The sequence below is a fragment of the Streptomyces sp. NRRL B-3229 genome (assembly GCF_000719505.1).
GTDB lineage: Bacteria > Actinomycetota > Actinomycetes > Streptomycetales > Streptomycetaceae > Streptomyces > Streptomyces griseorubiginosus.
In genome coordinates this window covers 118,854-143,867 of the sequence record NZ_JOGP01000007.1, presented here as the reverse complement: position 1 = coordinate 143,867, position 25,014 = coordinate 118,854, and the positions used below count along the sequence as shown (strand labels likewise).

The 25,014-nt window shown below is 71.1% G+C and carries 21 protein-coding genes and 1 tRNA gene; 12 read left to right on the top strand and 10 right to left on the bottom strand.

Annotated elements, in window-relative coordinates; translation table 11 throughout:
* Positions 1 to 157 precede the first annotated feature (157 nt).
* Together IF54_RS0112555 and IF54_RS0112550 are read right to left on the bottom strand one after the other, a co-directional pair.
* The gene (locus IF54_RS0112555; protein WP_030317641.1) at positions 158 to 835 is read right to left on the bottom strand and encodes a polysaccharide deacetylase family protein; all 678 of its coding nucleotides are present in this window, start codon (positions 833 to 835) and stop codon (positions 158 to 160) included.
* The gene (locus IF54_RS0112550) at positions 835 to 1,512 is read right to left on the bottom strand and encodes a glycoside hydrolase family 11 protein (protein ID WP_030317639.1); all 678 of its coding nucleotides are present in this window, start codon (positions 1,510 to 1,512) and stop codon (positions 835 to 837) included. The genes IF54_RS0112555 and IF54_RS0112550 overlap by 1 nt, the downstream gene beginning before the upstream one ends.
* A gap of 305 nt (positions 1,513 to 1,817) precedes the next feature.
* On the opposite strand from IF54_RS0112550, the gene helR reads away from it, so the two are divergent.
* On the top strand, positions 1,818 to 3,983 hold the full coding sequence (gene helR / locus IF54_RS0112545) for an RNA polymerase recycling motor ATPase HelR (RefSeq protein ID WP_030317638.1): 2,166 nt from the start codon (positions 1,818 to 1,820) through the stop codon (positions 3,981 to 3,983).
* Positions 3,984 to 4,002: 19 nt separating this feature from the next.
* Here the strand turns inward: helR and IF54_RS0112540 are convergent, their stop codons facing one another.
* The 4 genes from IF54_RS0112540 to IF54_RS0112525 all read right to left on the bottom strand — a co-directional run bounded on the left by IF54_RS0112540 (position 4,003) and on the right by IF54_RS0112525 (position 9,563).
* Positions 4,003 to 6,018, bottom strand: a complete 2,016-nt coding sequence (locus tag IF54_RS0112540; RefSeq protein ID WP_030317637.1) for a glycosyl hydrolase — start codon at positions 6,016 to 6,018, stop codon at positions 4,003 to 4,005.
* Positions 6,019 to 6,355: 337 nt separating this feature from the next.
* Positions 6,356 to 6,431, bottom strand: a tRNA-Arg gene (locus IF54_RS0112535).
* Between the two features lie 60 nt (positions 6,432 to 6,491).
* Positions 6,492 to 8,078: an IclR family transcriptional regulator domain-containing protein gene (locus tag IF54_RS0112530; protein ID WP_030317636.1), complete on the bottom strand. Its 1,587-nt coding sequence runs from the start codon at positions 8,076 to 8,078 to the stop codon at positions 6,492 to 6,494.
* Between the two features lie 204 nt (positions 8,079 to 8,282).
* Positions 8,283 to 9,563, bottom strand: coding sequence for a M6 family metalloprotease domain-containing protein (locus IF54_RS0112525; protein ID WP_030317635.1), 1,281 nt, complete (start codon positions 9,561 to 9,563; stop codon positions 8,283 to 8,285).
* Positions 9,564 to 9,817: 254 nt separating this feature from the next.
* Between IF54_RS0112525 and IF54_RS0112520 the strand changes: the two genes are divergently transcribed.
* Both IF54_RS0112520 and IF54_RS0112515 read left to right on the top strand, forming a co-directional pair.
* Positions 9,818 to 10,462 (top strand): TetR/AcrR family transcriptional regulator, encoded by a 645-nt coding sequence (locus IF54_RS0112520; protein ID WP_030317634.1) that lies wholly within the window; start codon positions 9,818 to 9,820, stop codon positions 10,460 to 10,462.
* A gap of 86 nt (positions 10,463 to 10,548) precedes the next feature.
* Positions 10,549 to 12,087, top strand: a complete 1,539-nt coding sequence (locus IF54_RS0112515) for an MFS transporter (protein WP_030317628.1) — start codon at positions 10,549 to 10,551, stop codon at positions 12,085 to 12,087.
* Between the two features lie 94 nt (positions 12,088 to 12,181).
* On the opposite strand, the gene IF54_RS0112510 is transcribed toward IF54_RS0112515, so the two are convergent.
* A complete protein-coding gene (locus IF54_RS0112510) occupies positions 12,182 to 12,691 on the bottom strand; it encodes a MarR family winged helix-turn-helix transcriptional regulator (protein ID WP_030317626.1) in 510 nt (169 codons plus the stop codon).
* A 146-nt stretch (positions 12,692 to 12,837) separates the two neighbouring features.
* Between IF54_RS0112510 and IF54_RS0112505 the strand changes: the two genes are divergently transcribed.
* Positions 12,838 to 13,629, top strand: coding sequence for a dioxygenase (locus IF54_RS0112505; protein ID WP_030317624.1), 792 nt, complete (start codon positions 12,838 to 12,840; stop codon positions 13,627 to 13,629).
* Between the two features lie 16 nt (positions 13,630 to 13,645).
* Here IF54_RS0112505 and IF54_RS0112500 read toward each other — a convergent pair whose 3' ends face one another.
* A complete protein-coding gene (locus tag IF54_RS0112500) occupies positions 13,646 to 14,176 on the bottom strand; it encodes a GNAT family N-acetyltransferase (protein ID WP_030317623.1) in 531 nt (176 codons plus the stop codon).
* 224 nt (positions 14,177 to 14,400) lie between these two features.
* Between IF54_RS0112500 and IF54_RS0112495 the strand changes: the two genes are divergently transcribed.
* Together IF54_RS0112495 and IF54_RS0112490 are read left to right on the top strand one after the other, a co-directional pair.
* On the top strand, positions 14,401 to 15,399 hold the full coding sequence (locus IF54_RS0112495) for a sigma-70 family RNA polymerase sigma factor (protein WP_020137744.1): 999 nt from the start codon (positions 14,401 to 14,403) through the stop codon (positions 15,397 to 15,399).
* Between the two features lie 363 nt (positions 15,400 to 15,762).
* On the top strand, positions 15,763 to 16,428 hold the full coding sequence (locus IF54_RS0112490; RefSeq protein WP_037819886.1) for a TetR/AcrR family transcriptional regulator: 666 nt from the start codon (positions 15,763 to 15,765) through the stop codon (positions 16,426 to 16,428).
* A 104-nt stretch (positions 16,429 to 16,532) separates the two neighbouring features.
* Here IF54_RS0112490 and IF54_RS0112485 read toward each other — a convergent pair whose 3' ends face one another.
* Positions 16,533 to 17,111 (bottom strand): TetR/AcrR family transcriptional regulator, encoded by a 579-nt coding sequence (locus tag IF54_RS0112485; protein WP_030317616.1) that lies wholly within the window; start codon positions 17,109 to 17,111, stop codon positions 16,533 to 16,535.
* 89 nt (positions 17,112 to 17,200) lie between these two features.
* On the opposite strand from IF54_RS0112485, the gene IF54_RS0112480 reads away from it, so the two are divergent.
* Positions 17,201 to 17,647 carry a DUF1772 domain-containing protein gene (locus IF54_RS0112480; RefSeq protein WP_030317613.1) on the top strand — a complete coding sequence of 149 codons (447 nt, stop codon included), beginning with the start codon at positions 17,201 to 17,203 and terminating at the stop codon, positions 17,645 to 17,647.
* A 143-nt stretch (positions 17,648 to 17,790) separates the two neighbouring features.
* Here IF54_RS0112480 and IF54_RS0112475 read toward each other — a convergent pair whose 3' ends face one another.
* Complete coding sequence (locus IF54_RS0112475; protein WP_030317609.1) at positions 17,791 to 18,762, bottom strand: helix-turn-helix transcriptional regulator; 972 nt, start codon at positions 18,760 to 18,762, stop codon at positions 17,791 to 17,793.
* Between the two features lie 62 nt (positions 18,763 to 18,824).
* Between IF54_RS0112475 and IF54_RS0112470 the strand changes: the two genes are divergently transcribed.
* From IF54_RS0112470 to IF54_RS0112450, 5 genes are all read left to right on the top strand, one after another.
* Positions 18,825 to 20,342 carry an MFS transporter gene (locus IF54_RS0112470; protein ID WP_030317607.1) on the top strand — a complete coding sequence of 506 codons (1,518 nt, stop codon included), beginning with the start codon at positions 18,825 to 18,827 and terminating at the stop codon, positions 20,340 to 20,342.
* Positions 20,343 to 20,578: 236 nt separating this feature from the next.
* Positions 20,579 to 21,340, top strand: coding sequence for a DeoR/GlpR family DNA-binding transcription regulator (locus IF54_RS0112465; RefSeq protein WP_030317605.1), 762 nt, complete (start codon positions 20,579 to 20,581; stop codon positions 21,338 to 21,340).
* Entirely contained in the window at positions 21,337 to 22,284 is a 948-nt protein-coding gene (gene pfkB / locus IF54_RS0112460; protein WP_030317601.1) for a 1-phosphofructokinase, read from the top strand. The genes IF54_RS0112465 and pfkB overlap by 4 nt, the downstream gene beginning before the upstream one ends.
* 253 nt (positions 22,285 to 22,537) lie before the next feature.
* Positions 22,538 to 24,610, top strand: coding sequence for a PTS fructose transporter subunit IIABC (locus tag IF54_RS0112455; protein WP_030317600.1), 2,073 nt, complete (start codon positions 22,538 to 22,540; stop codon positions 24,608 to 24,610).
* A 99-nt stretch (positions 24,611 to 24,709) separates the two neighbouring features.
* Positions 24,710 to 24,964 (top strand): hypothetical protein, encoded by a 255-nt coding sequence (locus IF54_RS0112450; protein WP_030317598.1) that lies wholly within the window; start codon positions 24,710 to 24,712, stop codon positions 24,962 to 24,964.
* Positions 24,965 to 25,014: the final 50 nt, after the last annotated feature.

Sequence of the window (25,014 nt, the reverse complement as noted above, 5' to 3'; positions counted from 1 at the left end):
TGTCCTGCCACTGTGGCGAAATCGCGACATTGACAGCCGAAGGGAGTCGTGCCGGAGGGGGTTGTGGGAGGGGAGTCGCGGCGCGGCGGTCCAAGAGGGGAAGCGGATGCGACCGCCGCGCCGTGCCGTGCCGTGCCGGGAGAGCCGGGGCCGTGGGTCAGCCCGGCGCCACCGCGCGGCCGGTCTGGGGCGAGATCATGCCGGAGCACAGCCCCTTGGCGGCCAGCGTCTGGGCGATGCGCGGGATCGCCGCGCGGGTGTTGGCGGGCCAGTCGTGCATGAGGATCACCTGCCCGTTGGTGAGCCGCCCGACCGCTGCGACGATCGCGTCGGTACTGGCGTTGTTCCAGTCCTGCGAGTCGACCTGCCAGATGACCTCGGTCAGACCGTACTTGGCCTCCACGGCCCTGACCGTCGCGTTGGTCTCGCCGTACGGCGGCCGGAACAGCTTCGGCGTGCCGCCCCCGGCGTTCGCGATCGCCTGCTGGGTGCGGGAGATCTCCGAGTCGACGGCGGCCTGGCTCTGCTGGGTCAGATGCGGGTGCGTGTAGCTGTGGTTGCCGACCCACATCCCGGCGCTGACCTGGGCCCTGACGAGCGCCGGGTTGGCGGCGGCGTTCTGGCCCGTGTTGAACATGGTGGCCCTGAGGCCGTACTGCTTGAGCGAGTTGAGCAGGGTGGTGGTGCTGCTGCCCGGGCCGTCGTCGAAGGTGAGGCCGACGTATCCGGAGCAGGCGGCGGCCTGTGGGGGAGCCGCGGAGGCGGGGACGGCGAGCGTGCCGGCGGCGGCCAGTGCGGCGGCGGCCAGTAACGGGAGGTGCGCCCGGGCCCTCATCAGCTCACCGTGATGTTGGAGCTGCCGCTGCTCTGGTAACCCTCCGTGGCGAGGATCATGTAGTACTTGAAGCTGCCCAGCGGCATGCCGGCCCGGCCCCAGGCGTCGAAGTGGTTGCCGGTGGTGATGGAGCCGCCGGTGCGCTTCGACTGCCGCACGCTCCAGTACTGGTTGAAGGTCTTGTTGCCCTCCACGGACGGGGCGTTGTAGCGGGTGGTCTGGTAGATGTCGTACGTCCCGCCGTCGCTGCTGACGGTGCCCTTGTACGCTCCGGTGGGCCGGTAGGTGCCCCAGTTGTCGACGATGTAGTACTCCACGAGCGGGTTCGAGGTCCAGCCGTAGAGGGCCAGGTAGGCGTTTCCGGACGGGTTGAAGCTGCCGGAGTAGTTCACGGTCCTGCGCGAGCCGTTGCTCCAGCCCTTGCCGGCCACGAAGTTGCCGGTGTTGCGCCAGGAAGTGCTGTAGTTGCCGCCGGAGTTGAGGGTCATCGAGACCGTGCCCTGGGAGTCCGTCCAGAACGAGTAGTAGTACCCGTTGTTGGTCCCGGTCTGGTTGGTGGTGATGACCGTGGCGGCCTCGGCGGTACCGGGCAGCGCGAGGGTGGCACCGGTGGCGAGGAGGAGGCCGCAGAAGGTGCGGCGGGTGGGGGACGTGGGGTGTGCGGGTGTGGGGTTCATGCTCCTCAGTTTTGGTCTGCCCCTGTCAAGCGTCAACAGTTTCGGCAGATGTTTCGAATGATTCGACTACCTTTGAGCTGGCGATATTTGATCACGGGCCGGACCAGCGCGTTTGAATGATCGATCTAATGTCTTCGAATCTTTCGAATGTTTCGAAGACCTTCCGGTCGGCCGGAGGCAGAGAAAAAGGCAGGGAGGTGAACCTCTCTGCCATGTTCAACCTATAGCGCACGTGGGGGCTTGCGGCAAGGCCCCCGAGGTGGCGCACACTTACCGACCTTGGATCCCACATCGGAGCTGCCGACTTGAATTCCCTGCCCACCAGCGTGTTCGACCTCCCCGAGCGCCTCGCCGCCAAGGCCGACCCGGCCCTGATCGCCGCCGACGAGCGCCACTTCGCGGCCATCGCGGCATGCCTGGAGCAGACGATCGCCGAACTGTCCGCCACTCTCGCCGCCACCCTCAGGGCGCCCGGCGGCATCGGCCAGGAGGCGATGGACCGGGACACGGAGATCCACCGCCTCAGCGCCCGGCTGCGCACCCTGCGCCGCTTCGGCCTGGACCTGTGCCTCGGCCACATGGTCACCGCCGACGACCCCGAGCCCGTGTACGTCGGACGCCTCGGACTCACCGACAGCGAGGGCCGCAGACTGCTCGTCGACTGGCGCTCCCCTGCCGCCGAGCCGTTCTTCGGGGCCACCCACGCCAACCCGATGGGCCTGGCGAGCCGCCGCAGGTACCGCTGGCACGACAGCCGTATCGGCGACTACTGGGACGAGGTGTTCGTCGCGGACGACTTCGCCGGGCACCACGCCTCGCTCGACGACCAGTCCGCCTTCATCGCCAGCCTCGGCAGCGACCGCTCGGAGCGGATGCGGGACGTCCTCGGCACCATCCAGGCCGATCAGGACGCCATCATCCGCGCGGGCTCCCGCGGCGCGCTCGTCGTCGACGGCGGCCCCGGCACCGGCAAGACCGTCGTCGCCCTGCACCGCTCCGCCTACCTCCTGCACTCCGACCCGCGCCTCGGCCACCGCCGCGGCGGCGTGCTGTTCGTCGGCCCGCACCGGCCCTACCTGGCCTACGTCTCGGACGTGCTGCCCAGCCTGGGCGAGGAGGGCGTCCAGACCTGCGTTCTGCGGGACCTCGTGGCCGAGGGGGCGGCGGCCGGGGCGGAGGACGATCCCGAGGTGGCCCGCCTGAAGTCCTCCGCCGACCTGGTGAAGGGCATCGAGAGGGCCGTCCGCTTCTACGAGGAGCCGCCCGCCGAGGGCATGACCGTCACCACCCACTGGTCCGACATCCGGCTGACCGCCGCCGACTGGGCCGAGGCCTTCGACGCGGCCGAGGGCGCCCCGCACAACGACGCCCGCGACCAGGTCTGGAACGAACTGCTCACCATCCTGGTCGACAAGCACGAGGGCGACGCCCCGGAGGCGCTGCTGCGCAGGTCCCTGCGCCAGAACAGGGAGCTGCTCACCGCGTTCAACCGGGCGTGGCCCCTGCTGGAGGCGGCCGACCTGGTCTCGGACCTGTGGACGGTCCCGGCCTATCTGCGGCTGTGCGCCCCCTGGCTGGACCGCGACGAGGTACGGACACTCCAGCGCGCGGACGGCCAGGCCTGGACGGTGTCCGACCTGCCCCTCCTGGACGCGGCCCGCCAGCGCCTCGGCGACCCGAAGGCCTCGCTGCGCAAGCGCCGCAACGAGGCCACCGCCGCCGCCGAACGCGAACGCATGGCCACCGTCGTGGAGAACCTGAGCGCGGTCGCCGACGACGAGTACGGCATGGGCCTGGTGACGATGCTCCGCGGCGAGGACTTCCACCACGCCCTGGTCGACGAGAGCGCCTTGCAGGTGACCGACCCCGACCTGCTGGCCGGCCCCTTCGCCCATGTCGTCGTGGACGAGGCGCAGGAGCTGACCGACGCGGAGTGGCAGATGCTGCTGCTGCGCTGCCCGTCCCGCAGCTTCACGATCGTCGGCGACCGCGCCCAGGCCCGGCACGGCTTCACGGAGTCCTGGCAGGAGAGGCTGCGGCGGGTGGGCCTCGACCGCGTCGGGATGGCCTCCCTGAGCATCAACTACCGCACCCCGGAGGAGATCATGAAGGAGGCCGAGCCGGTCATCCGCGCCGCCCTCCCCGACGCCAACGTCCCCACGTCGATCCGCAGCACCGGCACCCCGGTGACGTACGGCTCGGTGACGGAACTGCCCGCCCTGCTGGACACCTGGCTCGCCACCCACCCCGAGGGCGTGGCCTGTGTCATCGGCGACCCCACGTTCCAGGCCACCCCCCGGGTCCGCTCCCTGACCCCGACCCTAGCGAAGGGCCTCGAGTTCGACCTGGTGATCCTGGTCGATCCACAGGACTTCGGAGAGGGCGTCGAGGGGGCGGTGGACCGGTACGTGGCGATGACGAGGGCGACACAGCGGCTGGTGATCCTCACCCGCCCGGAGGGCGAGGTGTGAGGGGAGCGTGGTCTCGGTGTCATTCGGCCCTGATGTCGTCCACGTACACGATGCCCTTGGTCGCCGCGTCGCTCCCATGGACGAGGTACAGATTGAACGCCGTCACCTCGGCGAGGTGAGCCGCGTCGAGCACGGCTCCGGCGTGTGCGGTGTCCCAGGGGGCGGGCGTGAACTCGCTGAAGGGTGCCCTGACCTCCTGCCCGCTCGTGTCGGACAGCGGAACCTGGTACCAGAAATCGACTCCGCCGGCGACGATCTGGAGCGCCCCGCCGTTTGCGGAACCGTCGCCCCGCAGCCACAGCGCAAGGGACGTGAAGGCGGACCAGTCCGCGTCGACCGGCCTGCCTGTGCCGGTGTACTCGGCGCCGGTGAAGTCGTACGCGTAGGCCAGTCCGTAGGAGCCCGAGGACCTGTGGTCGGCCGACAGGGTGAGGGTGTGGGAGTTGACGTGGGTGTACGCCTCGCTCAGGGCGACGTCGTCTCCGGCGTATCCCTCGAAGTCGTCGACCCAGCCGGCAGGCAGCGGTGGGATCTCGCCGAGGAGGACCACGGCCGAGTCAGTGAGCGTCTTGCCGTCCACCCGCGCGCTCACGGTGAGGGTCACCGAGCGGTTGTTCCGCAAGGCCGGGTCGATCGACCAGTCGCCGGAGTAGAAGCCGTCGGCGTCGAGGCACAGCCGTCTGGCGCGTCCGCCGTTCACGGAGTAGGTGACCCGGCTCGCTTTCGCGGGCGTGACACGCACCCGGACGGTCGTCTTGGCGGCCGTTGCGCGCTGCCGGTCCGTCGGGGTCACGAGGTGCAGGAACGGGGCGTTCCCGACAGCGGTGGTGCGAGCGGAGTACACCCCCCGGAGATCGGCTGCGAACAGGGTGTAGGGGTCCTGGTGGTAGGCGGCGAAGTCCGGCAGCAGGACGTGGCCCGGGTACGGGACGTAAGCACGCTTGGTGCCTCCGAAGTTGGCCCAGGTGAGCATGTACGTCATCCGACGGGCCAGCGGGTCCGCCTTGACGGCCTGCAACAGCTGGGTGAACCACTGCGGGTTGCGGATCTCGGTGCCGCCCTCCCCGAACTCGGTGAAGGCCGGCACCTTGTCCCGCTCGTTCGCCAGCCGGACCACCATCGCCAGATCCTTCACCACACCGTCGAGCCACGGGGTGGGTCCGGCGCCCTCGTCATAGGAGTCGTAGCCGAGGATGTCGACGAAACGGTCGCCGGGGTAGGTCCTCAGGTAGCCGGTCGGGTCGCCTCCGAAACTCGAGTTGGGCGAGTAGGCGTAGAGCAGGTTGTGGACGCCCCTGGTGTCGCGCAGGTACTCGACGGTGTAGCGGAACAGCTCGATGAACTCGGCCGAGGTGGTGTGCCCTGCGCCCCACCAGAACCAGGATCCGTTGTTCTCGTGGAAGGGGCGGAGGACGACCGGGATCGCGGTGCCGTCCGGCCGCCGTGCGCCCCTGACCGCCTTCGCGACGCGGTCGAGGAAGGCGTTGAAGTCCGCGTGCTTCGCGCCTCCGGGAAGGATCTGGCCGACCACTCGCCCCGTGGTGTCGTAGAAGTTCCCGCCGGTGACGAAGTTCGGCAGGTGAGCGCTGAGGGTGTTGATCCCGCCGCGTGCGTCCCCCTGCCGGATGCACCGGCTGAGCGCAGCGATGTTCTCGGCTTCGGTCCCGCCCTCGACGCCGGGGCGTTCGTCGCCGTCGAGGATGAGGGTGTCCCAGCCGAAGACCGCGGGGTAGTCGCCCACCGCCGCCCTGGTGTCGGACGCCTTGCCGTCGGGGGTGGTGAAGGTGAAGCCATAGGTGAGGTCGTGCTGGTGACCGAAGAGGATGCCTTTGCCCTGCTGCCGCTTCAGGTACGCGAACAGCGCGCGGGTGGCGGGGGTCGCCTTGTCGTCGACGATCCGGACCGGCGCCGGAGCGCCGGCGAGCGCGGTCGGGGAGGTCGCCGCGGCGGCCACCGGTGTCCGGGCGCCGGCTGCCGCGGCCACCGTGGCACCGAGGAGGATGAAAGCGCGACGGTTCAGGGGAGAGCTGGGCATGTGTGTCTCCGTTCGACGTGGCGATCTCTCGCGAAGGGGAGGTGACCCCCCGGGGCTGGGCCTCGGTGTGGTCCATCGGTAGGTCACTTGTGTGGGGGCCCTTCCCGCGACGCGGTCGGCTGCCCCTCACGAGGACACACGTGTGCTTCAAGTGGCGCTATTCGACTAGAGGTTGGGGAAAAAAGAAAGGCCAAGCGGCCCACGAGGGACAGGCGCACTCGCGCAGGCGCAGTTCGCCGCTCGCCTGAAGAGGGCGTCACGTGGCGCAGGGAGTCGCTGCCGTCTGGCTCTGTCGTCGAAAAGGCCCCGGACCATGATCGGTCCGGGGCCTTTCGCGTGGTGCCCCCGGCAGGATTCGAACCTGCGACACCGGCTTTAGGAGAGCCGTGCTCTATCCCCTGAGCTACGAAGGCAAGCCAACGTCAGACAGGGTAGCCGATCGAGGCCCCGGTGTTCTTCCCGGTTCCGGTGCATCACAGCAGCGGGACCCGGGTGAAACGCCCCGCCGCCCGCAGCTCTCCCTCGATGCGGGACGCCGTCCGGCGCAGTTCGGGGAGGAGTTCGTCGACGCACTCCGCCGCCGTGCGGCCCGCCGCGTGCAGGGCCACGCCCACGGCGGCGACGGCCCGGCCCGTACGGTCGTGCAGCGGGACGGCGAGCGTGCGCAGACCGTCCTCCCAGTCCTCGTCCAGCAGGGCGTGGGACCGGTTCTCCGCCAGCAGCACCCGGCCCAGCGAGGTCGCCGCGGCCGGCAGCCGGGTGCCGACCCGGATGTCCACGCCCATGATCCGCGGGGACACCGCCCGTGCCGTGTACTGGATCTCCGCGTCCGGGCCCCGGGAGACCAGGATCGCCAGCGCCGTCGACTCCCTGACCCGGGCCGAGAGGTCCGCCAGGTGCGGGGCCGCGATGCGGGGGAGGGTCGTGCGGGACAGGGGCGGGAAGCCCAGGGACAGGACCCGCGGGGTGAGCGTGAAGGTCCGGGACTCCGGGTGCTGGCGGACCAGGCCCAGGTGTTCGTAGGTGATCAGGGCGCGGCGGGCGGTCGCCCGGGCCAGGCCGGTCGCCCGTGCCACGTCCGTCAGGGTCAGCGCGGCCCTGCCCTCGCCGAAGGCGGTCAGGACCGTCAGGCCGCGCGCGAGGGACTCGATGAACTCCCGGCCCAGTTCGTGCTTGGACGCGCCGATCCAGGAGGCCAGGTCGGCGGGGGGCGGCCCGGGGGCCGGGTCGGGCGCGGTCGCCAGTTCGTGCTCCATCTCGGCCACCGTCGCCCGCAGCCGCGGCAGCAGCGTGTCGCGCAGGTCGGTCGCGGTGTGCCGGCTGGTGTGGCTCACGACGTTCGCCACGCAGGCGATCCGGCCCGTGCGCGGGTCCCGTACCGGCACGGAGACCGCCACCAGGCCCGGTTCGATCAACTGGTCGTCCAGCGCCCAGCCGTTGCGCCCCGCCGCTTCCGCCCGCTGCTCGAACTCCGCGTCCGGGAAGGGCAGTTCCCGCGGGGGTACGGCCGTGAAGTGCCGGTTCTCCGGGTCCGCCGCCCGGCGCTCCCGCCAGGCCCGCCACTCGGCGTCGGTCCACTCGGCGGCGAACAGGGGCCCCGGCGCGGTGCGTTCGGCGGGGAGCAGGTCGCCGATGCGGAAGCTGAGGGACATCGCGCGGCGGCGGGTGGCCTGGTGGATGAAGCGGATGCCGTCCCGGTCGGCGACCGCCAGCGACACCGACTCGTCCAGTGCGTCGGCGAGGGCGTCGGCCCGCGCGGAGAGCAGGTCGGGCAGACGCAGGGCGGCGAGATAGGCGTTGCCGAGTTCCATGAGCCGGGGAGTCGCCACCGCGTCCCGGCCGTCGAAGCGGACGTATCCCATGCAGGCCAGCGTCGACGTGATCCGGTCGACGGTGGAACGTGCCAGGCCCGTCGCCCGCTCCAGCCCGCTCAGGCTCAGCGTCCCGCCCGCCTCGGTCAGCTCCCGCAGCACCCTGACCCCCCTGATCAGCGGTGCGACCGCCTCGGCCGGCACGGCGGACTCCGGTGCCTCCGGTGCAGGGGACGTCTCAGCGGGCATCGGTTCTCCGGTACGGCGATCGGGGCACGCCTACGGTAGTCCGCCCCGCGAGCCCCAGGGGCGCGGGGCTGTGGTGACATGCGGCTCCGCCGTGTGGGCGCGACCAGCCACGACGGACCCGCACCCGCCCCACAACCGAGCCCGGCACCACGCAGGCGCCTGGCTCCGCGTCACCCGGCGTCCGCACCCCACCAGGCGTCTGCCCTACCCCCGCGTGACCCCGACCCGGACGTTCCCCTCTTCGTCCACCCCCTCCACCCGCACCCGAAGCCCTCTGCGCGGATCCCGGAACTCCTCGCCGGTGGTGAACGGCGCGTCCGACAGTTCCGCGTGGACGTTGGGGCTGCGGGTGCAGCCGCCGCTGTCGGGGTGGGAGTCGTAGACCCGGACCGGGCCGCGCCCGGTGTCCACGTTCGCGTCGACGCGGTAGACCAGCACACCCGGCCGGCACACCGACTCGTCGTTGCCCTCACGGGTGCGCAGTTCGACGGCGTAACCGGTGCGGCGGCTCAGCGGGACGAAGAGGAGCTTCGTGCCGAGGCCCGGCCGGCCCAGCGGGGTCAGCGTGTACTGCGTGGTGCCGCGCTCGGTGACGCAGTCGACCTGCGCCGCGTCCAGCCAGCCCAGTTTCCACTTGTGCCAGCCGAGCAGGTCGTTGTCGGCCCCCCAGTCCTCGCTCATGATGTCCCAGTGGCCGACCGCGCCCCCGCCCGCCTGGGTGTACAGGTCGGGCAGCCCGAAGACATGGCCGTTCTCGTGCGGCAGCACCCGGTAGCCGGTCTGCGGGTAGGAGCCGGAGCCGTCGTCCTGGCGGGAGTACACGAAGGAGGCGTTGGCGACGGGCACCCCGTCGGCGACCGGGGCGTCGGTGTTGCCGGCGAAGGTCACCGACAGGACCGTGTCCAGGGCGGACGGGCCCGCGTTCGGGGTCACCAGGATGTTCAGGAAGTCGTACGACCGGAAGTCCACCCGGGGATCGGCGGCGGCCACGATGTCCTGGACCAGCCGCCTGTAGCCGGGGTCGAAGGGGGCGCCGCGCTCTATGCCGTAGGAGCGGAAGGACCTCGGCATGCGCAGCCAGTCGGGGATCGGGGTCTCGGGGCGGTAGTCGAGACGGCCGTAGGAGCTGGTGCGGAACCAGTCCTGGGTCTGCGGGAAGAACTCCCGGAAGCGGCTCAGCGCGGGGCCGGAGCCGGGTGCGTCGGAGAAGTCGACCATCAGGGTCAGCGCGTGGACCGTGCCGGTGGAGCGGGAGTAGCCGTTGGGGGTGGGCAGGCCCTCGGACATCTGGACGGTCGGGCCGCCGTTGATCAGGCAGGCGCCGTGGGAGTCGGAGCGGGCCAGGGCGACGGGACCGGCCGCGGTGGGGGCCTTCGCGGCGAGCGGCCCGCTGCCGGCGGAGGTGCTGACCGCGAGGGTCAGTGCCGTCACGGACACGAGGGCGGCGACCCGGCGCGGGCGTATGCGACGGCTGGTCCACGGCATGCGGGGCACCCTTCGGAGCGCGGCAGCCGCTGGTCGGAAGGCTGCACCTTTTCGATCACCCTCTGCCGGGGGAGGGGTGGGCGCGCGCTGGAGGAGACCGAACGTGGGTACCGGAAACGGTGTGACTCAGGTCACAACATGTTTTCTTCTCAACCCGAAATAACCGGGGAGCGTCTCCCCGTTTAGACCTGTGTCCGAGCGAAACGGGGACCGTGTCCCCGGATCGCGGAAACCAGACCTGAGGGGAGTACACCGTGACCGCCACGACGACCGCACCGCGCAAGGTGACCCGGCCCCGCGCCGACGCCCTGCGCAACCGCGAGCGGATCGTCACCGCCGCCCGGGAGATGTTCACCGAGTTCGGCCCGGATGTGCCGCTCGACGACATCGCCCGCCGGGCCGGCGTCGGCAATGCCACGCTGTACCGCAACTTCCCCGACCGTGACGCCCTCGTCCGCGAGGTCGTCTGCTCCGTCCTGGACCGCACGTCCGAGGCGGCGGAGCAGTCGCTCGCCGAGACGGGGGACGCCTTCGGCGCGCTGGAGCGTTTCGTGCACGCCTCCGCGGACGAGCGGATCTCCGCTCTGTGCCCGATGGTCCAGGGCGCCTTCGACCAGCACCACCCTGACCTGGAAGCGTCCCGTGAACGGATCGAGCAGCTCGTCGAGCAGCTCATGGACCGGGCCAGGGCGGCCGGCCAGCTCCGTGCGGACGTGGGCGTCGGTGACCTGATGGTCGCCGTGGCCCAGCTGTCCCGGCCCCCGGCCGGTACCGCCTGCCTCACGTTGGACGGGTTCGTGCACCGCACTCTTCAGCTGTTCCTGGACGGACTGCGGGCCCCGGCCCGGTCCGAGCTCCCGGGCACGGCCGTGACGATGGAGGGCCTCCGCCAGTCCTGACCGATTAGTTCCGAGCAGCGCAGCAGTCTCCAACAGCAGCTTTTCGTTCCCTTTTTCCGTACCGAAGTCCCGAAGTGGGTACCCCCATGTCTGAAACAGCCGCAAAGGCTCCCGACGTACCGGCACCGACCGGTGACGCCAACCGCTGGAAAGCGCTCGTCTTCATCGCGCTCGCCCAGCTGATGGTCGTCCTCGACGCGACCATCGTGAACATCGCCCTGCCCTCCGCCCAGACCGACCTCGGCATCTCCGACGGCAACCGGCAGTGGGTCGTCACGGCCTACGCCCTCGCCTTCGGCGGACTCCTGCTCTTCGGCGGCCGCATAGCGGACCTGTGGGGCCGCAAGCGCGCCTTCGTCGTCGGGCTGGTCGGCTTCGCCGCGGCCTCCGCGCTCGGCGGTGCCGCCACCTCCGGCGCCATGATGTTCGGCGCCCGCGCCCTCCAGGGCGTCTTCGGCGCGCTGCTCGCGCCCGCCGCGCTCTCCCTGCTCGCCGTGATGTTCACGGACGCCAAGGAACGCGCCAAGGCCTTCGGCATCTACGGTGCCATCGCCGGTGGTGGCGGTGCCGTGGGCTTCATCCTCGGCGGTGTGCTGACCGAGTACATGGACTGGCGCTGGACCTTCTTCGTGAACATCCCGTTCGCGATCGTCGCCGCGCTCGGCGCGTACTTCGTCATCCGTGAGCCGGAGGGCGGCCGCAACCGCAACCCGCTCGACATCCCCGGTGTCCTGCTGTCCACCCTGGGCCTGGTCGCACTGGTCTACGGCTTCACCCGCGCCGAGTCCGACGGCTGGGGCGACACCGTGACCGTCTCGATGTTCGTCGCGTCGGCCGTCCTGCTGATCGCCTTCGTCGTCACCGAGGCCAAGGTCAAGGCCCCGCTGCTGCCGCTGCGCGTGGTCACCGACCGCAACCGCGGCGGCATCTACCTCTCGCTCGGCATCGCGATCATCGCGATGTTCGGCACCTTCCTGTTCCTCACGTACTACCTCCAGATCGTGAAGGGCTTCTCGCCGATCAAGACCGGCTTCGCCTTCATGCCGATGATCGTCGGCATGATGGTCGGCTCGACCCAGATCGGCACCCGCCTGATGACCCGCCTGCCGGCCCGCCTGCTGATGGGCCCCGGCTTCCTGGTCGCCGCGGTCGGCATGCTGCTGATGACCCAGCTGGAGATCGGCTCGTCGTACGCCTCGATCATCCTGCCCGCGATGCTGCTGCTCGGCCTCGGCATGGGTACGGCGTTCATGCCGGCCATGTCCCTGGCCACCCTGGGCGTCGAGCCGCGTGACGCCGGTGTCGCCTCCGCGATGGTCAACACCTCGCAGCAGGTAGGCGGCGCGATCGGTACCGCACTGCTGAACACGATCGCCGCCTCGGCGACGACCGCGTACATCAAGGACCACATGGGTTCCGCGGCCTCCAAGTCCCAGCAGCAGCTGGTGGCGCTGGAGGGCCAGGTGCACGGCTACACCAACGCGATCTGGTTCGCCGTCGGCATGCTGGCGCTCGCCGCGGTGATCGTCGTGACCCTGGTCAACGCCGGCCGTCCGGACACCACCCCGGTGGCCTCCGGCGAGGGCGCGGAGGAGGAGCTGGCGATCCCGGTCGTCGCCCACTGACGACGACGACCGACCGGTCGTACCCCTTCGGGCCTGTCGTGCGGACGGGGACGGGGACGCCCCGCACGCACGACCACCAAGGACCTGCCCTGGCTCAGCGGAGCCAGGGCAGGTCCGCACCCGCTTCGTTCGGCTGGAGTCCCTCGGCGACGATCTGCATGATCTCGCCGAGGGACTTCTGCTGTTCCGGGGTGAGCCGGTCGAAGACGGCGTTGCGCACGGCCCGCACATGGCCCGGCGCCGCGTCCCGGAGCATCTCCAGGCCAGGGTCGGTGAGCACCGCGAACTGGCCGCGCTTGTCGTCGGTGCAGTCCTCGCGGCGCACCCAGCCGTTGCGCTCCAGGCGGGCGATCGCGTGCGAGAGCCGGGAGCGGGTGATCTTCGCCCTCATGGCCAGCTCGGTCATCCGCAGCCGCCGGTGCGGGGCCTCGGCGAGTCCGACGAGCAGCCCGTAGTAGATGTGCGGCATGCCGGCGTCCCGCTGGAGCTGGCGGTCGAGGTGATCCTCGAGAAGGGTGGTGGCGTGCACGTACGAGCGCCAGATGCGCTGCTCTTCGTCGTCGAGCCACTGGGGCTTGTCATCGGGGGCGGGTGCCGTGTTCATGGGTCCCACTCTACGAGCCCTCTCCTTGAATATTAAACAAATGAGGCGTACAGTCATATCCGAAGACGTTTTAAATTTGAAGCATCAATCGCATCGAACCCGTCCATCGCACCGAACGCATCGGAAGTACCGGAGGAGTCCCCGCCATGTCCGCCGACACGCTGGAGCGCATGCCCGCCCTCTATCTGAGTCACGGGGCGCCGCCGCTCGCCGACGACCCGATCTGGCCCGGTGAGCTGGCCGCCTGGTCCGCGGAGCTGCCCCGCCCCAAGGCGATCCTCATGGTCTCCGCCCACTGGGAGGAGGCCCCCCTCGCCCTCGGTGCGGTCACCCGTGTCCCCCTCGTCTACGACTTCTGGGGCTTCCCCGAGCACTACTACAAGGTGACCTACGACGCCCCCGGTGCGCCCGAACTCGCCGAGTCCGTCCGTAAGTTGCTCCGCGCCCCCGGCGTCCCCGTGCAGGACATCCCGGACCGCGGTCTGGACCACGGAGCCTACGTCCCGCTCGTCGAGATGTTCCCCGAAGCCGACATTCCCGTCCTCCAGATCTCCATGCCGACCCTCGACCCGGTCAAGCTCATGGAGATCGGCCGCAAGCTCGCCCCGCTGCGCGACGAGGGCGTGCTGATCGTTGGCTCCGGCTTCTTCACCCACAACCTCGCCGCCCTGCGCCACACCGGGCCCGGAGTGCCCACCTGGTCCTCGGAGTTCGACGAGTGGGGCCGACGGGCGCTGGAGGCGCGGGACGTGGACTCCCTGCTCGACTTCCTCCGCAAGGCCCCGGCCGGGCGCTACGCCCACCCCCGCACCGAGCACTTCGCGCCGCTGTTCGTCACCATGGGCGCGGCCGACGTGAGCGGCGAGCTGGACACGCAGAAGTCCGTGATCGACGGATTCTGGATGGGGATGGCCAAGCGGTCGGTGCAGTTCGGCTGAGCCTCCGCTTGAAGACCTACAGGGTTTTCTCGTACCAGGCCACATCCCAGTAGCGGCCGAACTTGCGGCCCACTTCCTCGTACGTCCCCACGTGCCGGAACCCGAAGCGTTCATGCAGCCGCGTGGACGCTTCGTTGGGCTGTGCGATGCCGGCGTAGGCGCGGTGCAGGTCCTCGCCCGCCAGGGCCTCGAAGAGGGCCTTGTAGAGGAGCGTGCCGATGCCGCGGCCGCCGGCGTCCGGAGCGAGGTAGATCGTGACCTCCACCGAGGTCGCGTACGCGGGCTTGGCGCGGAACGGGCTGGACGTGGCGTAGCCGAGGAGCCGCTGTGAGGTTCCTGTCGAATGCGTGTCGGTGGCAACCATCAGGCGGTACGGACCGTCTTCAGGGTGGGAGAGCAGCCAGGGGCGGCGCTCTTCCGGGGTGAAGGCAGCGGTATCGAATGTGATGGGCGTCTCACGGACGTAGTGGTTGTAGAGGTCGGTGAGCGCCCCGAGGTCACCTTCGACTCCCGGCCTGACCTGCACCTCTGCACGCTCCGACGGCATCACGCCTCCTCCGTGTGGCCGGGCAGGATACTGCAAGATCAGAAAAATAGAGACGCCGGAGGGAATTCTGTCCGGTTTCCAGTCGTTGTTTCCATCGGATGCAGGGCACCCGAGGAGAGTCGCGAGAGCAACGGAGCTCGGAACCCGGCGTCCAAGAACCACCCGCTGACCCGCCCCCAGTACCCCAAAGGCCTGGGGGGACCCCCACTCGCAAGGGAGCACGCATGGCAACCCGTGCCGTCGCCCGTCGTAAGTCCGCCACCGGCGGGTCTACCGACGCGGCACGCAGTGTTCGCGTCCATGGCGGCGAGATCGCCGACCGCGACCTGGTCGGCATGTACCTCGACGAGATCGCGCGTACGCCGCTGCTCGACGCCGCCAAGGAAGTCGAGCTGTCCCAGATCATCGAGGCGGGTGTGTTCGCCCGACAGGTCCTCGACGGGTTCGAGGAGGCCAAGGCGGACGCCACCCGCGAGGAGCTGGAGGCCCTGGTGGAGGAGGCGGAGCGCGCCAAGGACGTGTTCATCAGGTCCAACCTCCGCCTGGTCGTCGCCGTGGCCCGCCGCTACCCCCGCAGCGGGCTGCCCCTGCTCGACCTCATCCAGGAGGGCAACGCCGGCCTGGTGCGCGCGGTCGAGAAGTTCGACTACCGCAAGGGCTTCAAGTTCTCCACGTACGCGACCTGGTGGATCCGTCAGGCCATCACCCGCTCCATCGCCGACCAGTCCCGCACCATCCGGCTGCCCGTCCACCTCGTGGAGGAGCTGGGCCGCATCCGCCGCGTGCAGCGCGAGTTCAACCGCGAGCACGGCCGCGACCCGGAGCCCGCGGAGATCGCCGCCGAGCTCGGCTCCAACGCTGAGCGCGTGACGGACGTCCTGGACTGGGCCCGTGACCCGGTCTCGCTGAACATGTCGGTGGACGACGACGGCGACACCCAGTTCGGTGACCTCCTGGAGGACACCTCGGCGGTGTCCCCGGAGCAGTCGGTGCTGACGTTGCTGCGCAGCGAGGAGCTGGACGACCTGATCGGTCGCCTGGACCAGCGCACCGCCTCCATCATCAAGATGCGGTACGGCATCGAGGACGGCCGGGAGCGCACCCTGACCGAGGTCGGCAAGGAACACGGCCTCACCCGCGAGCGGATCCGGCAGATCGAGAAGCACGCCCTGCTGGAGCTGAAGAAGCTGGCGCGCAGCACGGGGTTCGACGCGGCTGCGTGAGCTGGGTATGCCAACCGCGTACGCCGGGTGGCGGAAGACCGCGTAAACATGGCTGTAGTAGGCCGCTTAAGCCGCCGGACCCTGGGCAAAAGACTTCAGGGTCCAGGTGTTCGGGCCGGGAGATCGCACCTCCAGGCCCACCTGAACCAAGTCCCGACGCTCACCCCCCCCCGGCGCCGGGACTCTCCCAGAGCCGGACTTCGGCGCCCCTCCCCCCGGGCGCCGGGGTCCGGCTCCATTTTCTGCGCGACGCCGGATCGCTGGGCGGAGCGGTGGCGGTTCGCTGGGCGGAGCGGTGGGTCACCCCGTACCTGAACCACGGGGTGGCCCACCGGATGGCAGATTCTGTCACATCGGCATAGCGTGCAGGCCGTGAGCAGCGAGTCGTCCGACGTCCCGGCCGCCCTTCCGGTGGCCGCCTCCCTGACCGAGCGGCGCAAGGCGGCGACCCGGATGGAGATCGCCCGGGTCGCGGGAGAGCTCTTCGTGCGGCAAGGGCCGCGGGGGACGCGGGCGGAGGACATCGCGGCGGCCGCCGGGGTGGCGCCGCGGACCTTCTACCGCTACTTCGCGACGAAGGAGGAGGCGGTCGAGCCGCTGTACTCGGCGGGGGCGCGGCTGTGGGCGGAGGCGGTGCGGTCCGCGCCGGCGGAGCTGTCGGTCGCCGAGGCACTCACCCACGGCGCGCGGCGGACCCTGACACCGGGGGAGGGGGTCTCCACCTCCTCCTGGACCTTCGTCCGCACCCTGATCCGCCTCGCGGACGGCGACGCGGGACTGCGGCGGGTGTGGGCGGAGGTGTGCCGGTCCTCGGAACGACGTCTCGCAGAGGTCCTCACGGAGCGGACCGGCCGCGAGGACGTGCGCTTCCTGGCGGCGGTGGGCAGCGCGGCGGTCCGCACGGCCGTCGAGGCGTGGGCGGCGGGTGAGGAGCCGGCGGAGGGGCTGGTGGACGTGGCGGTACGGAATCTGGGAGCCGTTGGGGGCTTTCTGGGGGGTGCCTGCGGGGAGCCGAGGGGGGCTTTCTAGGAGGTGCCTGAGGGGGCCGAGGGGGGGGCTGAAGGGGGTTCAGTCGATCCGCCCCGCCTGGTCTGCCCCGCCTGGTCTGCCCCGCCCTGAACACGGTCCCGGGATCAGATCACGGCGAGTCGGTCCACCAGCAGTTCCACCCTCGGCTCGATGTCCTGCGGCGGCAGCCGACCCGCACGGGTCAGGGTGGCCAGGCCGTGCAGGGAGGCCCAGAACAGCTCGGTGAACAGTCCCGTGTCGACACCCTCCCCGGCGACCTCGCCCAGGCTCTCCAGCAGCGCGGCGAAGGCGTCCTTCAGGGACTCCGGGGTGTCCTCCTGCGCGAAGGCCAGGCCGCCGTCGAGCTGGAACAGGGCGTCGTAGACCGCGGGATTGCGCGCGGCGAAGTCGAGGTAGGCGCGGGCGAGGGCGGAGACCCGCTCGCGCGGGCCGGTCGCCCCGGCGGTCGCCGCCCGGACCGCCACCGCGATCTCGGCCGCCCCCTCGACCGCGACGGCCCCGATGATCTCGCGCTTGCCGCGGAAGTGGCTGTAGAGGACGGGCTGGCTGTATTCGATGCGCTCGGCGAGCCGGCGGGTGGTGACCGCGTCCCAGCCCTGCTGCTCGGCGATCTCGCGGGCGGTCGCCACGATGAGGCGCTCGCGCTCGGCCCGTTCGCGTTCCTTGCGTTCCTGTACCGACATGACTCGATCCTAGCACCGCTAGACAACCGAGCGGCAGTAGTACTAGCGTTGCCTCATCGGCTAGCAACGCTAGATCCCGGAGGATCATCATGTTCAGCTCACTCGAGGTCATCACCGTCGTGGTCGTCGGACTGATGGTGGGGGTGGAGGTCGCCGTCGCCTTCGTCCTCGGTCCGATCCTCAACGCCCTGCCCGAGGACAGCGCCCAGCTCGGTCACGCCCACGGGGGCCGGATGCTCGGCGCCGCGATGCCCGTCTGGTACCTCACCTCGCTCGGCCTCGTCGCGGTCTGGGCCGTGGCGGGACGGCACCACGACCACGCCGGACTGGTCGTCACCGCCGGCGTGCTGCTGCTGATCAGCGTGATCATGTCGGTCCTGCTGCTGGTCCCGATCAACAACCGCAACAAGACGTGGACCCCGGAGAACCGGCCCGCCGACTGGAAGGAGCAGCTGAACCGCTGGAACCGCTGGCACTACGTCCGGGTCGCCGAGATCATCGCGGCTTTCGGCCTGCTGGTCACGGCTCGCGCCTAGCTCCCAGAGAGGAGCAACGTCGTGGCGCACGTCCCCCGCACCCACCCAGGGGCGCGGGGCTGTGCCGATATGCGGCTCCGCCGCGTGGGCGCGACCAGCCACAACGGACCCGCACCCGCCCGAGATCCGAACCCGGCACCACCTCATGCGACGTCCCCCGACGCCCGAACCAGTCGGCCCCCCAACTCCCGCACCGCAGTCACCAGTTCCAGCGGCTCCTCCACCCGGAACTCCACCCCCGTCATCGCCAACCGCACCGCCATCCAGTCCACCGCGTCCCCGACCGCCCCCCGCAGCCGGCACCGGCCCTCGCCCAGGGGCTCCGGAACCCCCATCCACGCCGGCACCCGGGCCGCCACCACGGACACGTCCGCCTCGAACGTCACGACCAGCTCGTACGTCTCCTGGCGCCGGTACATCGACTGCCGCAGGAACTCCGCCGCACTCCCCGTCGGCAACTCCCGCGGAGCGAACCGCGCTCCCGTGGCGAACGGCTCGCTCACCCGGTCCACCCGGAACGTCCGCCAGTCGCCGCGGTCGAGGTCGTAGGCGACGAGGTACCAGCGCCGCCCGGTGGAGACCAGCCGGTACGGCTCCACCACGCGCCGCGACCCCACCCCGTCCTTCGCCCGGTAGGCGAACCGCAGCCGCTCGTGACCGGCCACCGTGGACGCCATCACGGTCAGCGTCCCGGTCGGGATGCTCGCCCCGTCCCCACTGGTCAGCGGGGTCGTCGCGGCCTGGAGGGTGGACACCCGGTGCCGCAGCCGGGACGGCAGGACCTGCTCCAGCTTCGCCAGGGCCCGCACCGACGCCTCGTCCACCCCCTCGACCGCGTGCCCCGCCCCCGCCCGCAGACCGACCGCGATGGCCACCGCCTCCTCGTCGTCGAGGACCAGCGGTGGCATCGCCTTGCCGGCCACCAGGCGGTAGCCGCCGTCGGAGCCCTTCGTCGCCTGGACCGGATAGCCCAGTTCCCGCAGCCGGTCGATGTCCCTGCGGACCGTGCGGCGGGAGACCTGGAGCCGGTCGGCGAGCTCGCCACCGGGCCATTCGCGGGGCGTCTGGAGGAGGGAGAGGAGCGTCAGGAGCCGTGCCGGGGTGTCCGTCGTCATGAGTTCGAGGATGCCGTAGAACTAGGACACGATCTGTCCTACTGGGGTCATAGCTTCGTTCCATGACCTCCACCGAGACCACATCCACCGCTGTCGCGCCCCCCGCGGGCGACCGGCGTCGCTGGTTCGCCCTCGCCATCGTGATGACCGCGGCCTTCATGGACCTCGTCGACGTCACGATCGTCAACATCGCCATCCCGTCCATCCGGAAGGACGCCGGCGCCTCCGTCAGCCAGATCCAGTGGATCACCGCCGGTTACGCCCTCGCCTTCGCGGCCGGGCTGATCACCGGCGGGCGGCTCGGTGACATCCACGGGCGCAAGCGGCTGTTCCTCGTCGGCATCGGGGGCTTCACGCTCGCCTCGGCGCTGTGCGGCTTCGCCGCGAACCCGGAGATGCTGGTCGCGGCCCGGATCCTGCAAGGGGGCATGGCCGCGATGATGGTTCCGCAGGTGCTGTCGATCGTGCACGCGACGTTCCCCGCACATGAGCGGGGCAAGGTGTTCGGGCTGTTCGGCGCGGTCGTCGGACTCGGTGCCGTGTCCGGTCCGCTGCTCGGGGCGCTGCTGACCGAGTGGAACCTGTTCGGACTGGAGTGGCGTCCGATCTTCCTGATCAACCTGCCCGTCGGGATCGCCGGGCTCATCCTCGGCAGCCGTTTCATCACCGAGTCCAAGGCCCCGCGGGCACTGAAGCTGGACCTGGTGGGCGTGGCCATGGTCGTCCTCGGACTGCTGATGCTGCTCTACCCGCTGACCCGCGGCGAGGAGCTGGACTGGCCGCTGTGGGGGTACGTGTCGATGGCCGGCGCGCCCCTGGTGTTCGCCGCGCTGGTGGCGTACGAGAGGCGCAAGGCCGCACGGGACGGGTCGCCGCTGGTCGAGCTGTCGCTGTTCAGGGTGAAGAGCTTCGCGGCCGGGATCGCGGTGCAGACCGTCTTCGGGGTCGGGCTCGGCATCTTCTTCCTGGTGTGGACCCTGTACATGCAGACCGGCCTCGGCTGGAGCCCGCTGCGGGCGGGGCTGACCGGGGTGCCGTTCTCGCTCGCCGTCTCCACGGCCGCCGGGCTCTCCGTGCAGCAGCTGGTGCCCCGCTTCGGACGCAAGGTCCTCCAGGCCGGCGCGCTGCTGATGGCGGCGGGCGTGCTGCTCTACCTCTGGGAGGCCGACCGGTACGGCATGGGGATCCGCTCCTGGCAGATGGCGTTGCCGCTGGTCGTGATGGGGGTCGGCATGGGCCTGATCGTGGCGCCGCTGACCGACGCGGTGCTGTCGGAGGTGCCGAAGGAGCACGCCGGGTCGGCGTCCGGGCTCATCAACACCGTGCAGCAGATGGGCAACGCGCTGGGTCTCGGGCTGGTGTCGGTCGTGTTCTTCGGGGTGATCGGTGACCGGCTGCGCCCCGAGCAGGTGGGCCCGGCCTTCGTGGACGCCTTCCAGCACGCGCTCGGCTGGGTCGCGGCGGTCATGGCCGTCATCTTCCTGCTGATGTTCGCGCTGCCGAAGCGGCCGGCCCAGCATGTGGAGGGCGCGGACGACCTTCCCGCGGTGGAGGAGAAGGAGCCCGAGCTGGTCTCCTGACCGGTCGGGGAGAAGGGGCCCGGTACCTGCCCAGGTACCGGGCCCCTTCGCCGTATCCGGACCCGACCGCTCACCCTGCTCGGACACAGCCGGTCGCCGCACCCGGACACAACCGGACGTCCGTTCATGCCCGAATCGCATTCAAATCGCGCCCGAACCTGTTTACATCCCGGAAATCCGGGCGTAGCCTCCGAGCTGAAACCACACGTTCGGGCATCGGTCGGAGGCGAGCGGACATGTACGCACCGGAGCGGCAGCAGGAGATCCTCCGGCTCGCGCGTGACGGCGGGCGGGTGGACGTCGTCTCGCTGGCCGAGGAGTTCCAGGTCACCGCGGAGACCATCCGCCGGGACCTGAAGGCCCTCGACCGCGCCGGCCTGCTGCGCCGGGTGCACGGCGGGGCCCTCCCGGCCGGCCGCCTCGACTTCGAGCCGGACCTCGCCGAGCGCGAGACGACCGCGGCCGACGAGAAGGACCACATCGCCAAGGCGGCCCTCGCGGAGCTGCCGACCGAGGGCACCCTGATCCTCGACGCCGGCACGACCGTGGCCCGCCTGGCCGCCGCCGTCCCGCTGGAGGCCTCGCTCACCGTCGTCACCCACAGCCTGCCGATCGCGGCCCGCCTCGCGGACCACCCCGGCATCCAGCTCCACCTCGTCGGCGGGCGGGTACGGCACCGCACCCGCGCCGCCGTCGACGCCTGGGCGCTGCGGGCCTACGGCGAGATCCGGGCCGACGTCCTGTTCGTCGCCGCCAACGGCTTCTCCGCCGAGCACGGCCTGACCACCCCCGACCTCGCCGAGGCCGCGGTCAAGCGCGCGGCGATCGCCGCCGCCCGCCGCGTGGTCCTCCTCGCCGACTCCGCCAAGCACGGCCAGGAGCACTTCGCCCGCTTCGGCGACCTGGGCGATGTGGACCTGCTGATCACCGACAGCGGGCTGAGCCCCGAAGACACCGCCGCCATCGAGTACGGCGGCACGGAAGTAGTGCGCGCATGATCCTCACCGTCACCCCGAACCCGTCCCTGGACCGCACCTACGAGGTGCCCGCCCTCGACCGCGGCGAGGTCATCCGCGCCACCGGTGAGCGCATGGACCCCGGCGGCAAGGGCGTCAACGTCTCGCGCGCGGTCGCCGCCGCCGGACAGCGCACGGTCGTCGTCCTTCCGCTGGGCGGTGCGCCGGGCGCGCTCGTCGCCGATCTGCTCGACGCACAGGGCATCGAGGTCGCGCCGGTGCCGGTCGCGGGCGCCACCCGCTCGAACATCGCGCTCGCCGAGTCCGACGGCGTGCTCACGAAGATCAACGCGCCGGGCCCGGAACTCTCTCCCGACGAGCAGGAACTGCTCCTGGAGACGGTTCGCGCACAGTCCCGGGACGCCGCCTGGATCGCCTGCTGCGGAAGCCTGCCCCGCGGGCTCGCGCCCTCCTGGTACGCCGACGTGGTGGCCCGGGCGCACGCCGGAGGCGCCCGGATCGCCCTGGACACCTCGGGGCGCGCCCTCCAGGAGGCGCTGCGGGAACGGCCCGACGTGGTCAAGCCCAACGCCGAGGAGCTCGCGGAGGCGGTCGGACGCCCCCTCGCCACCGTGGGCGACGCCCTGAAGGCCGCGGAGGAACTGCGTGAGATGGGCGCCCGTGCCGTCCTCGCGAGCCTGGGCGCGGACGGGCAGCTGCTCGTGGACGCCTCGGGTGCCTGGTTCGGCAGCGCGCGCGTGGACGCCGTACGCAGCAATGTCGGCGCGGGCGACTCGTCCCTGGCCGGCTTCCTGATCGCCGGCGGCAGCGGCCCGGACGCCCTCGCCTCCGCGGTGGCGCACGGCGCGGCGGCCGTCCAGCTGCCGGGCAGCGTCATGCCGACCCCGGCCGATCTGGACCCGGCCGCCGTCACGGTCACGGCGGAGGTACCGGTGGACCGCCCGCTCAAGGAGCCGGTGTCATGAACGGCCCGCTCATACCGCCCCTCATGCCTCTCCCCACGTCCGCACCGCCCCTCATGCCTCTCCCCACGTCCGCACCGCCCCTCAGGGCTCTCCCCACGGCCGTACCGGCCCGCATGGCCGCTCCTACGGCCGTACCGGCGCCGTTACTCCCCGCCGCCACCCCCCTCCCGGTGAAGAACCCCCGCTGCACCCCCGTCCCCACCCCCGACGCCCACTCCACATTCCGGGCGATACGCGTGCGAAGGAGCCCGCGATGAGCGAGATGATCACCGCGGACCTGGTCGACCTCGACCTGTCCGCCGACACCAAGGAAGCGGCGGCACGTGCCCTCGCCGAGCGCATGGTCGCCCTGGGCCGGGTCACCGACCTGGACGGCTTCCTCGCCGACGTGGCCGCCCGTGAGGCCCAGATGCCGACCGGCCTCGACGGCGGCATCGGCATCCCGCACTGCCGCAGCGAGCACGTCACCGAGCCGACGCTCGCCTTCGGGCGCAGCGCCGCCGGCATCGACTTCGGCGCGCCGGACGGCCCCGCCGACCTGATCTTCCTGATCGCCGCCCCCGCGGGCGCCGACGACGCCCACCTGACGATCCTGTCGTCGCTGGCCCGGCAGCTGATGAACACCGAGTTCACGGACGCGCTGCGGGCCGCGGGGGACGCGGCGGGCGCGGCGGCCCTGATCCGTGGGGACGAGGCACCCGCCGAGGCGACCACCGCCCCGCGTGCCTCCGGGGACCGTCCCTCCGAAGACTCCGTTGCGGCATCGGCGGCGGCCTCCGCCGATGCCGCAACGGCCACCACCGCGCCGGCCCCCGCCGCTCCCGACGCCCCGGCGGCCCCCTTCCGGATCGTCGCCGTCACCTCCTGCCCGACCGGCATCGCCCACACCTACATGGCCGCCGAGTCGCTGGAGAACGCGGGCCGCGAGGCGGGTGTCGAACTCGTCGTAGAGACCCAGGGCTCGGCCGGCTTCGAGCGGCTCGACCCGGCGGTCATCGCGGCGGCGGACGGCGTGATCTTCGCCCACGACGTCCCCGTACGGGAGAAGGACCGCTTCGCCGGCAAGCCCACCGTGGACGTCGGCGTGAAGGCGGGCATCAACCGCCCCGCCGAACTCATCACCGAGGTGCGCGGAAAGGCGGCCCGCGGTGAGGTCAGCGCCTCCGCCCACGGCGGAACGCCGGTCGAGCGGGCCGGCGACCCCGGTGACGGCTACGGCACCAAGCTCCGCAAGTGGCTGATGACCGGCGTGAGCTACATGGTCCCCTTCGTCGCCGCGGGCGGTCTCCTCATCGCCCTCGGCTTCGCGATCGGCGGCTACCAGATCAACGGCGCCAAGTCGGTCTCCGAGCACTTCGACTGGGGCCAGGTCGACAGCTGGGGCGCGCTGCTGTTCCAGATCGGCGGGGTGGCCTTCGGCTTCCTGATCCCGGTGCTCGCCGGCTACATCGCCTTCGGCATGGCCGACCGGCCGGGACTCGTGCCGGGCTTCGTCGGCGGCATGATCTCCGTCAACATCAACGCCGGCTTCCTCGGCGGTCTGGTCGCCGGTCTGCTGGCCGGTGGCGTGGTCCTCGCCATCCAGCGGGTGAAGATCCCGCCGGTCCTGCGCGGCATCATGCCGGTGGTCGTCATCCCGCTGATCTCGTCGATCGTCGTCGGCTTCCTGATGTTCATCGTCATCGGCAAGCCCATCGCCGAGGCCCAGAAGGCCATGACGGACTGGCTCAACAGCCTCTCCGGCACCAACGCCATCCTGCTCGGTGTCCTCCTCGGCCTGATGATGTGCTTCGACCTCGGCGGCCCGGTCAACAAGGTCGCCTACGCCTTCGCCACCGCCGGTATCGCCGTCCAGAACCCGAGCGACTCCGCGATGAAGGTCATGGCCGCCGTGATGGCCGCCGGCATGGTGCCCCCGCTGGGCATGGCCCTCGCCACCACCGTCCGCAAGAAGCTCTTCACCCCCGCCGAACGCGAGAACGGCAAGGCGGCCTGGGTCCTCGGTGCCTCCTTCATCTCCGAGGGCGCGATCCCGTTCGCCGCGGCCGACCCGCTGCGCGTCATCCCCTCCTCCATGGTGGGCGGCGCGGTCACCGGTGGCCTGGCCATGGCCTTCGGCTCCACCCTGCGCGCCCCGCACGGCGGCATCTGGGTCACCTTCCTGATCGGCAAGCCGTTCCTCTACCTGCTGGCCATCGCCATCGGTACGGCGATCACAGCCGGCCTGGTCATCGTCCTGAAGGGGCTGCGCAAGACGACCCCGGAGGCCGAGGCCCCCGCGGCGCCCGTCGCCGAACAGCAGGCGAAGCAGCCGGTCGCCGCGTAGGAACCGCCCCTTTGGGGCTGCTGTGAGGTGTTCACGGCACCTGCGAGATACGTCACGGTCCGGGGCCAAAGTCCCGGACCGTGGTGTCTACTGGACGGCATGCCTGAGCACGTCTCCGTCTACCAGCTGCTGGGTGTGACCCTTCTCGTCCTGGTGGTCTTCGCCTGGACCGCGGGGTTGGCCTACCTGCTGCGCCACGGCCGCCACGAAGCCGTCACCTGGCGCGTCGACCACGGTCTGCCCGCCTTCCCCCGCCAGCGCCTGGCCGCCCCCGGCCACGAGTCCGTCGCCCTGACCGCGGCGGAGGAGGACGCGTTCGCGGGTCTGGTACGACAGCTGAGCGGCGGCCGCTGATCTCAACCGTGGACGTCTCCGCGGCCGCTGAGCCTGACCGCAGCACGGCG

Excerpts from the sequence above, each read along its gene's own strand:
- IF54_RS0112555 (WP_030317641.1), bottom strand. The coding sequence starts at position 835 with ATGAGGGCCCGGGCGCACCTCCCGTTACTGGCCGCCGCCGCACTGGCC.
- IF54_RS0112550 (WP_030317639.1), bottom strand. The coding sequence starts at position 1,512 with ATGAACCCCACACCCGCACACCCCACGTCCCCCACCCGCCGCACCTTC.
- IF54_RS0112540 (WP_030317637.1), bottom strand. The coding sequence starts at position 6,018 with ATGCCCAGCTCTCCCCTGAACCGTCGCGCTTTCATCCTCCTCGGTGCC.
- IF54_RS0112530 (WP_030317636.1), bottom strand. The coding sequence starts at position 8,078 with ATGCCCGCTGAGACGTCCCCTGCACCGGAGGCACCGGAGTCCGCCGTG.
- IF54_RS0112525 (WP_030317635.1), bottom strand. The coding sequence starts at position 9,563 with ATGCCGTGGACCAGCCGTCGCATACGCCCGCGCCGGGTCGCCGCCCTC.
- IF54_RS0112515 (WP_030317628.1), top strand. The coding sequence starts at position 10,549 with ATGTCTGAAACAGCCGCAAAGGCTCCCGACGTACCGGCACCGACCGGT.
- IF54_RS0112510 (WP_030317626.1), bottom strand. The coding sequence starts at position 12,691 with ATGAACACGGCACCCGCCCCCGATGACAAGCCCCAGTGGCTCGACGAC.
- IF54_RS0112505 (WP_030317624.1), top strand. The coding sequence starts at position 12,838 with ATGTCCGCCGACACGCTGGAGCGCATGCCCGCCCTCTATCTGAGTCAC.
- IF54_RS0112500 (WP_030317623.1), bottom strand. The coding sequence starts at position 14,176 with ATGCCGTCGGAGCGTGCAGAGGTGCAGGTCAGGCCGGGAGTCGAAGGT.
- IF54_RS0112495 (WP_020137744.1), top strand. The coding sequence starts at position 14,401 with ATGGCAACCCGTGCCGTCGCCCGTCGTAAGTCCGCCACCGGCGGGTCT.
- IF54_RS0112485 (WP_030317616.1), bottom strand. The coding sequence starts at position 17,111 with ATGTCGGTACAGGAACGCAAGGAACGCGAACGGGCCGAGCGCGAGCGC.
- IF54_RS0112480 (WP_030317613.1), top strand. The coding sequence starts at position 17,201 with ATGTTCAGCTCACTCGAGGTCATCACCGTCGTGGTCGTCGGACTGATG.
- IF54_RS0112475 (WP_030317609.1), bottom strand. The coding sequence starts at position 18,762 with ATGACGACGGACACCCCGGCACGGCTCCTGACGCTCCTCTCCCTCCTC.
- IF54_RS0112470 (WP_030317607.1), top strand. The coding sequence starts at position 18,825 with ATGACCTCCACCGAGACCACATCCACCGCTGTCGCGCCCCCCGCGGGC.
- IF54_RS0112465 (WP_030317605.1), top strand. The coding sequence starts at position 20,579 with ATGTACGCACCGGAGCGGCAGCAGGAGATCCTCCGGCTCGCGCGTGAC.
- pfkB (WP_030317601.1), top strand. The coding sequence starts at position 21,337 with ATGATCCTCACCGTCACCCCGAACCCGTCCCTGGACCGCACCTACGAG.
- IF54_RS0112455 (WP_030317600.1), top strand. The coding sequence starts at position 22,538 with ATGAGCGAGATGATCACCGCGGACCTGGTCGACCTCGACCTGTCCGCC.
- IF54_RS0112450 (WP_030317598.1), top strand. The coding sequence starts at position 24,710 with ATGCCTGAGCACGTCTCCGTCTACCAGCTGCTGGGTGTGACCCTTCTC.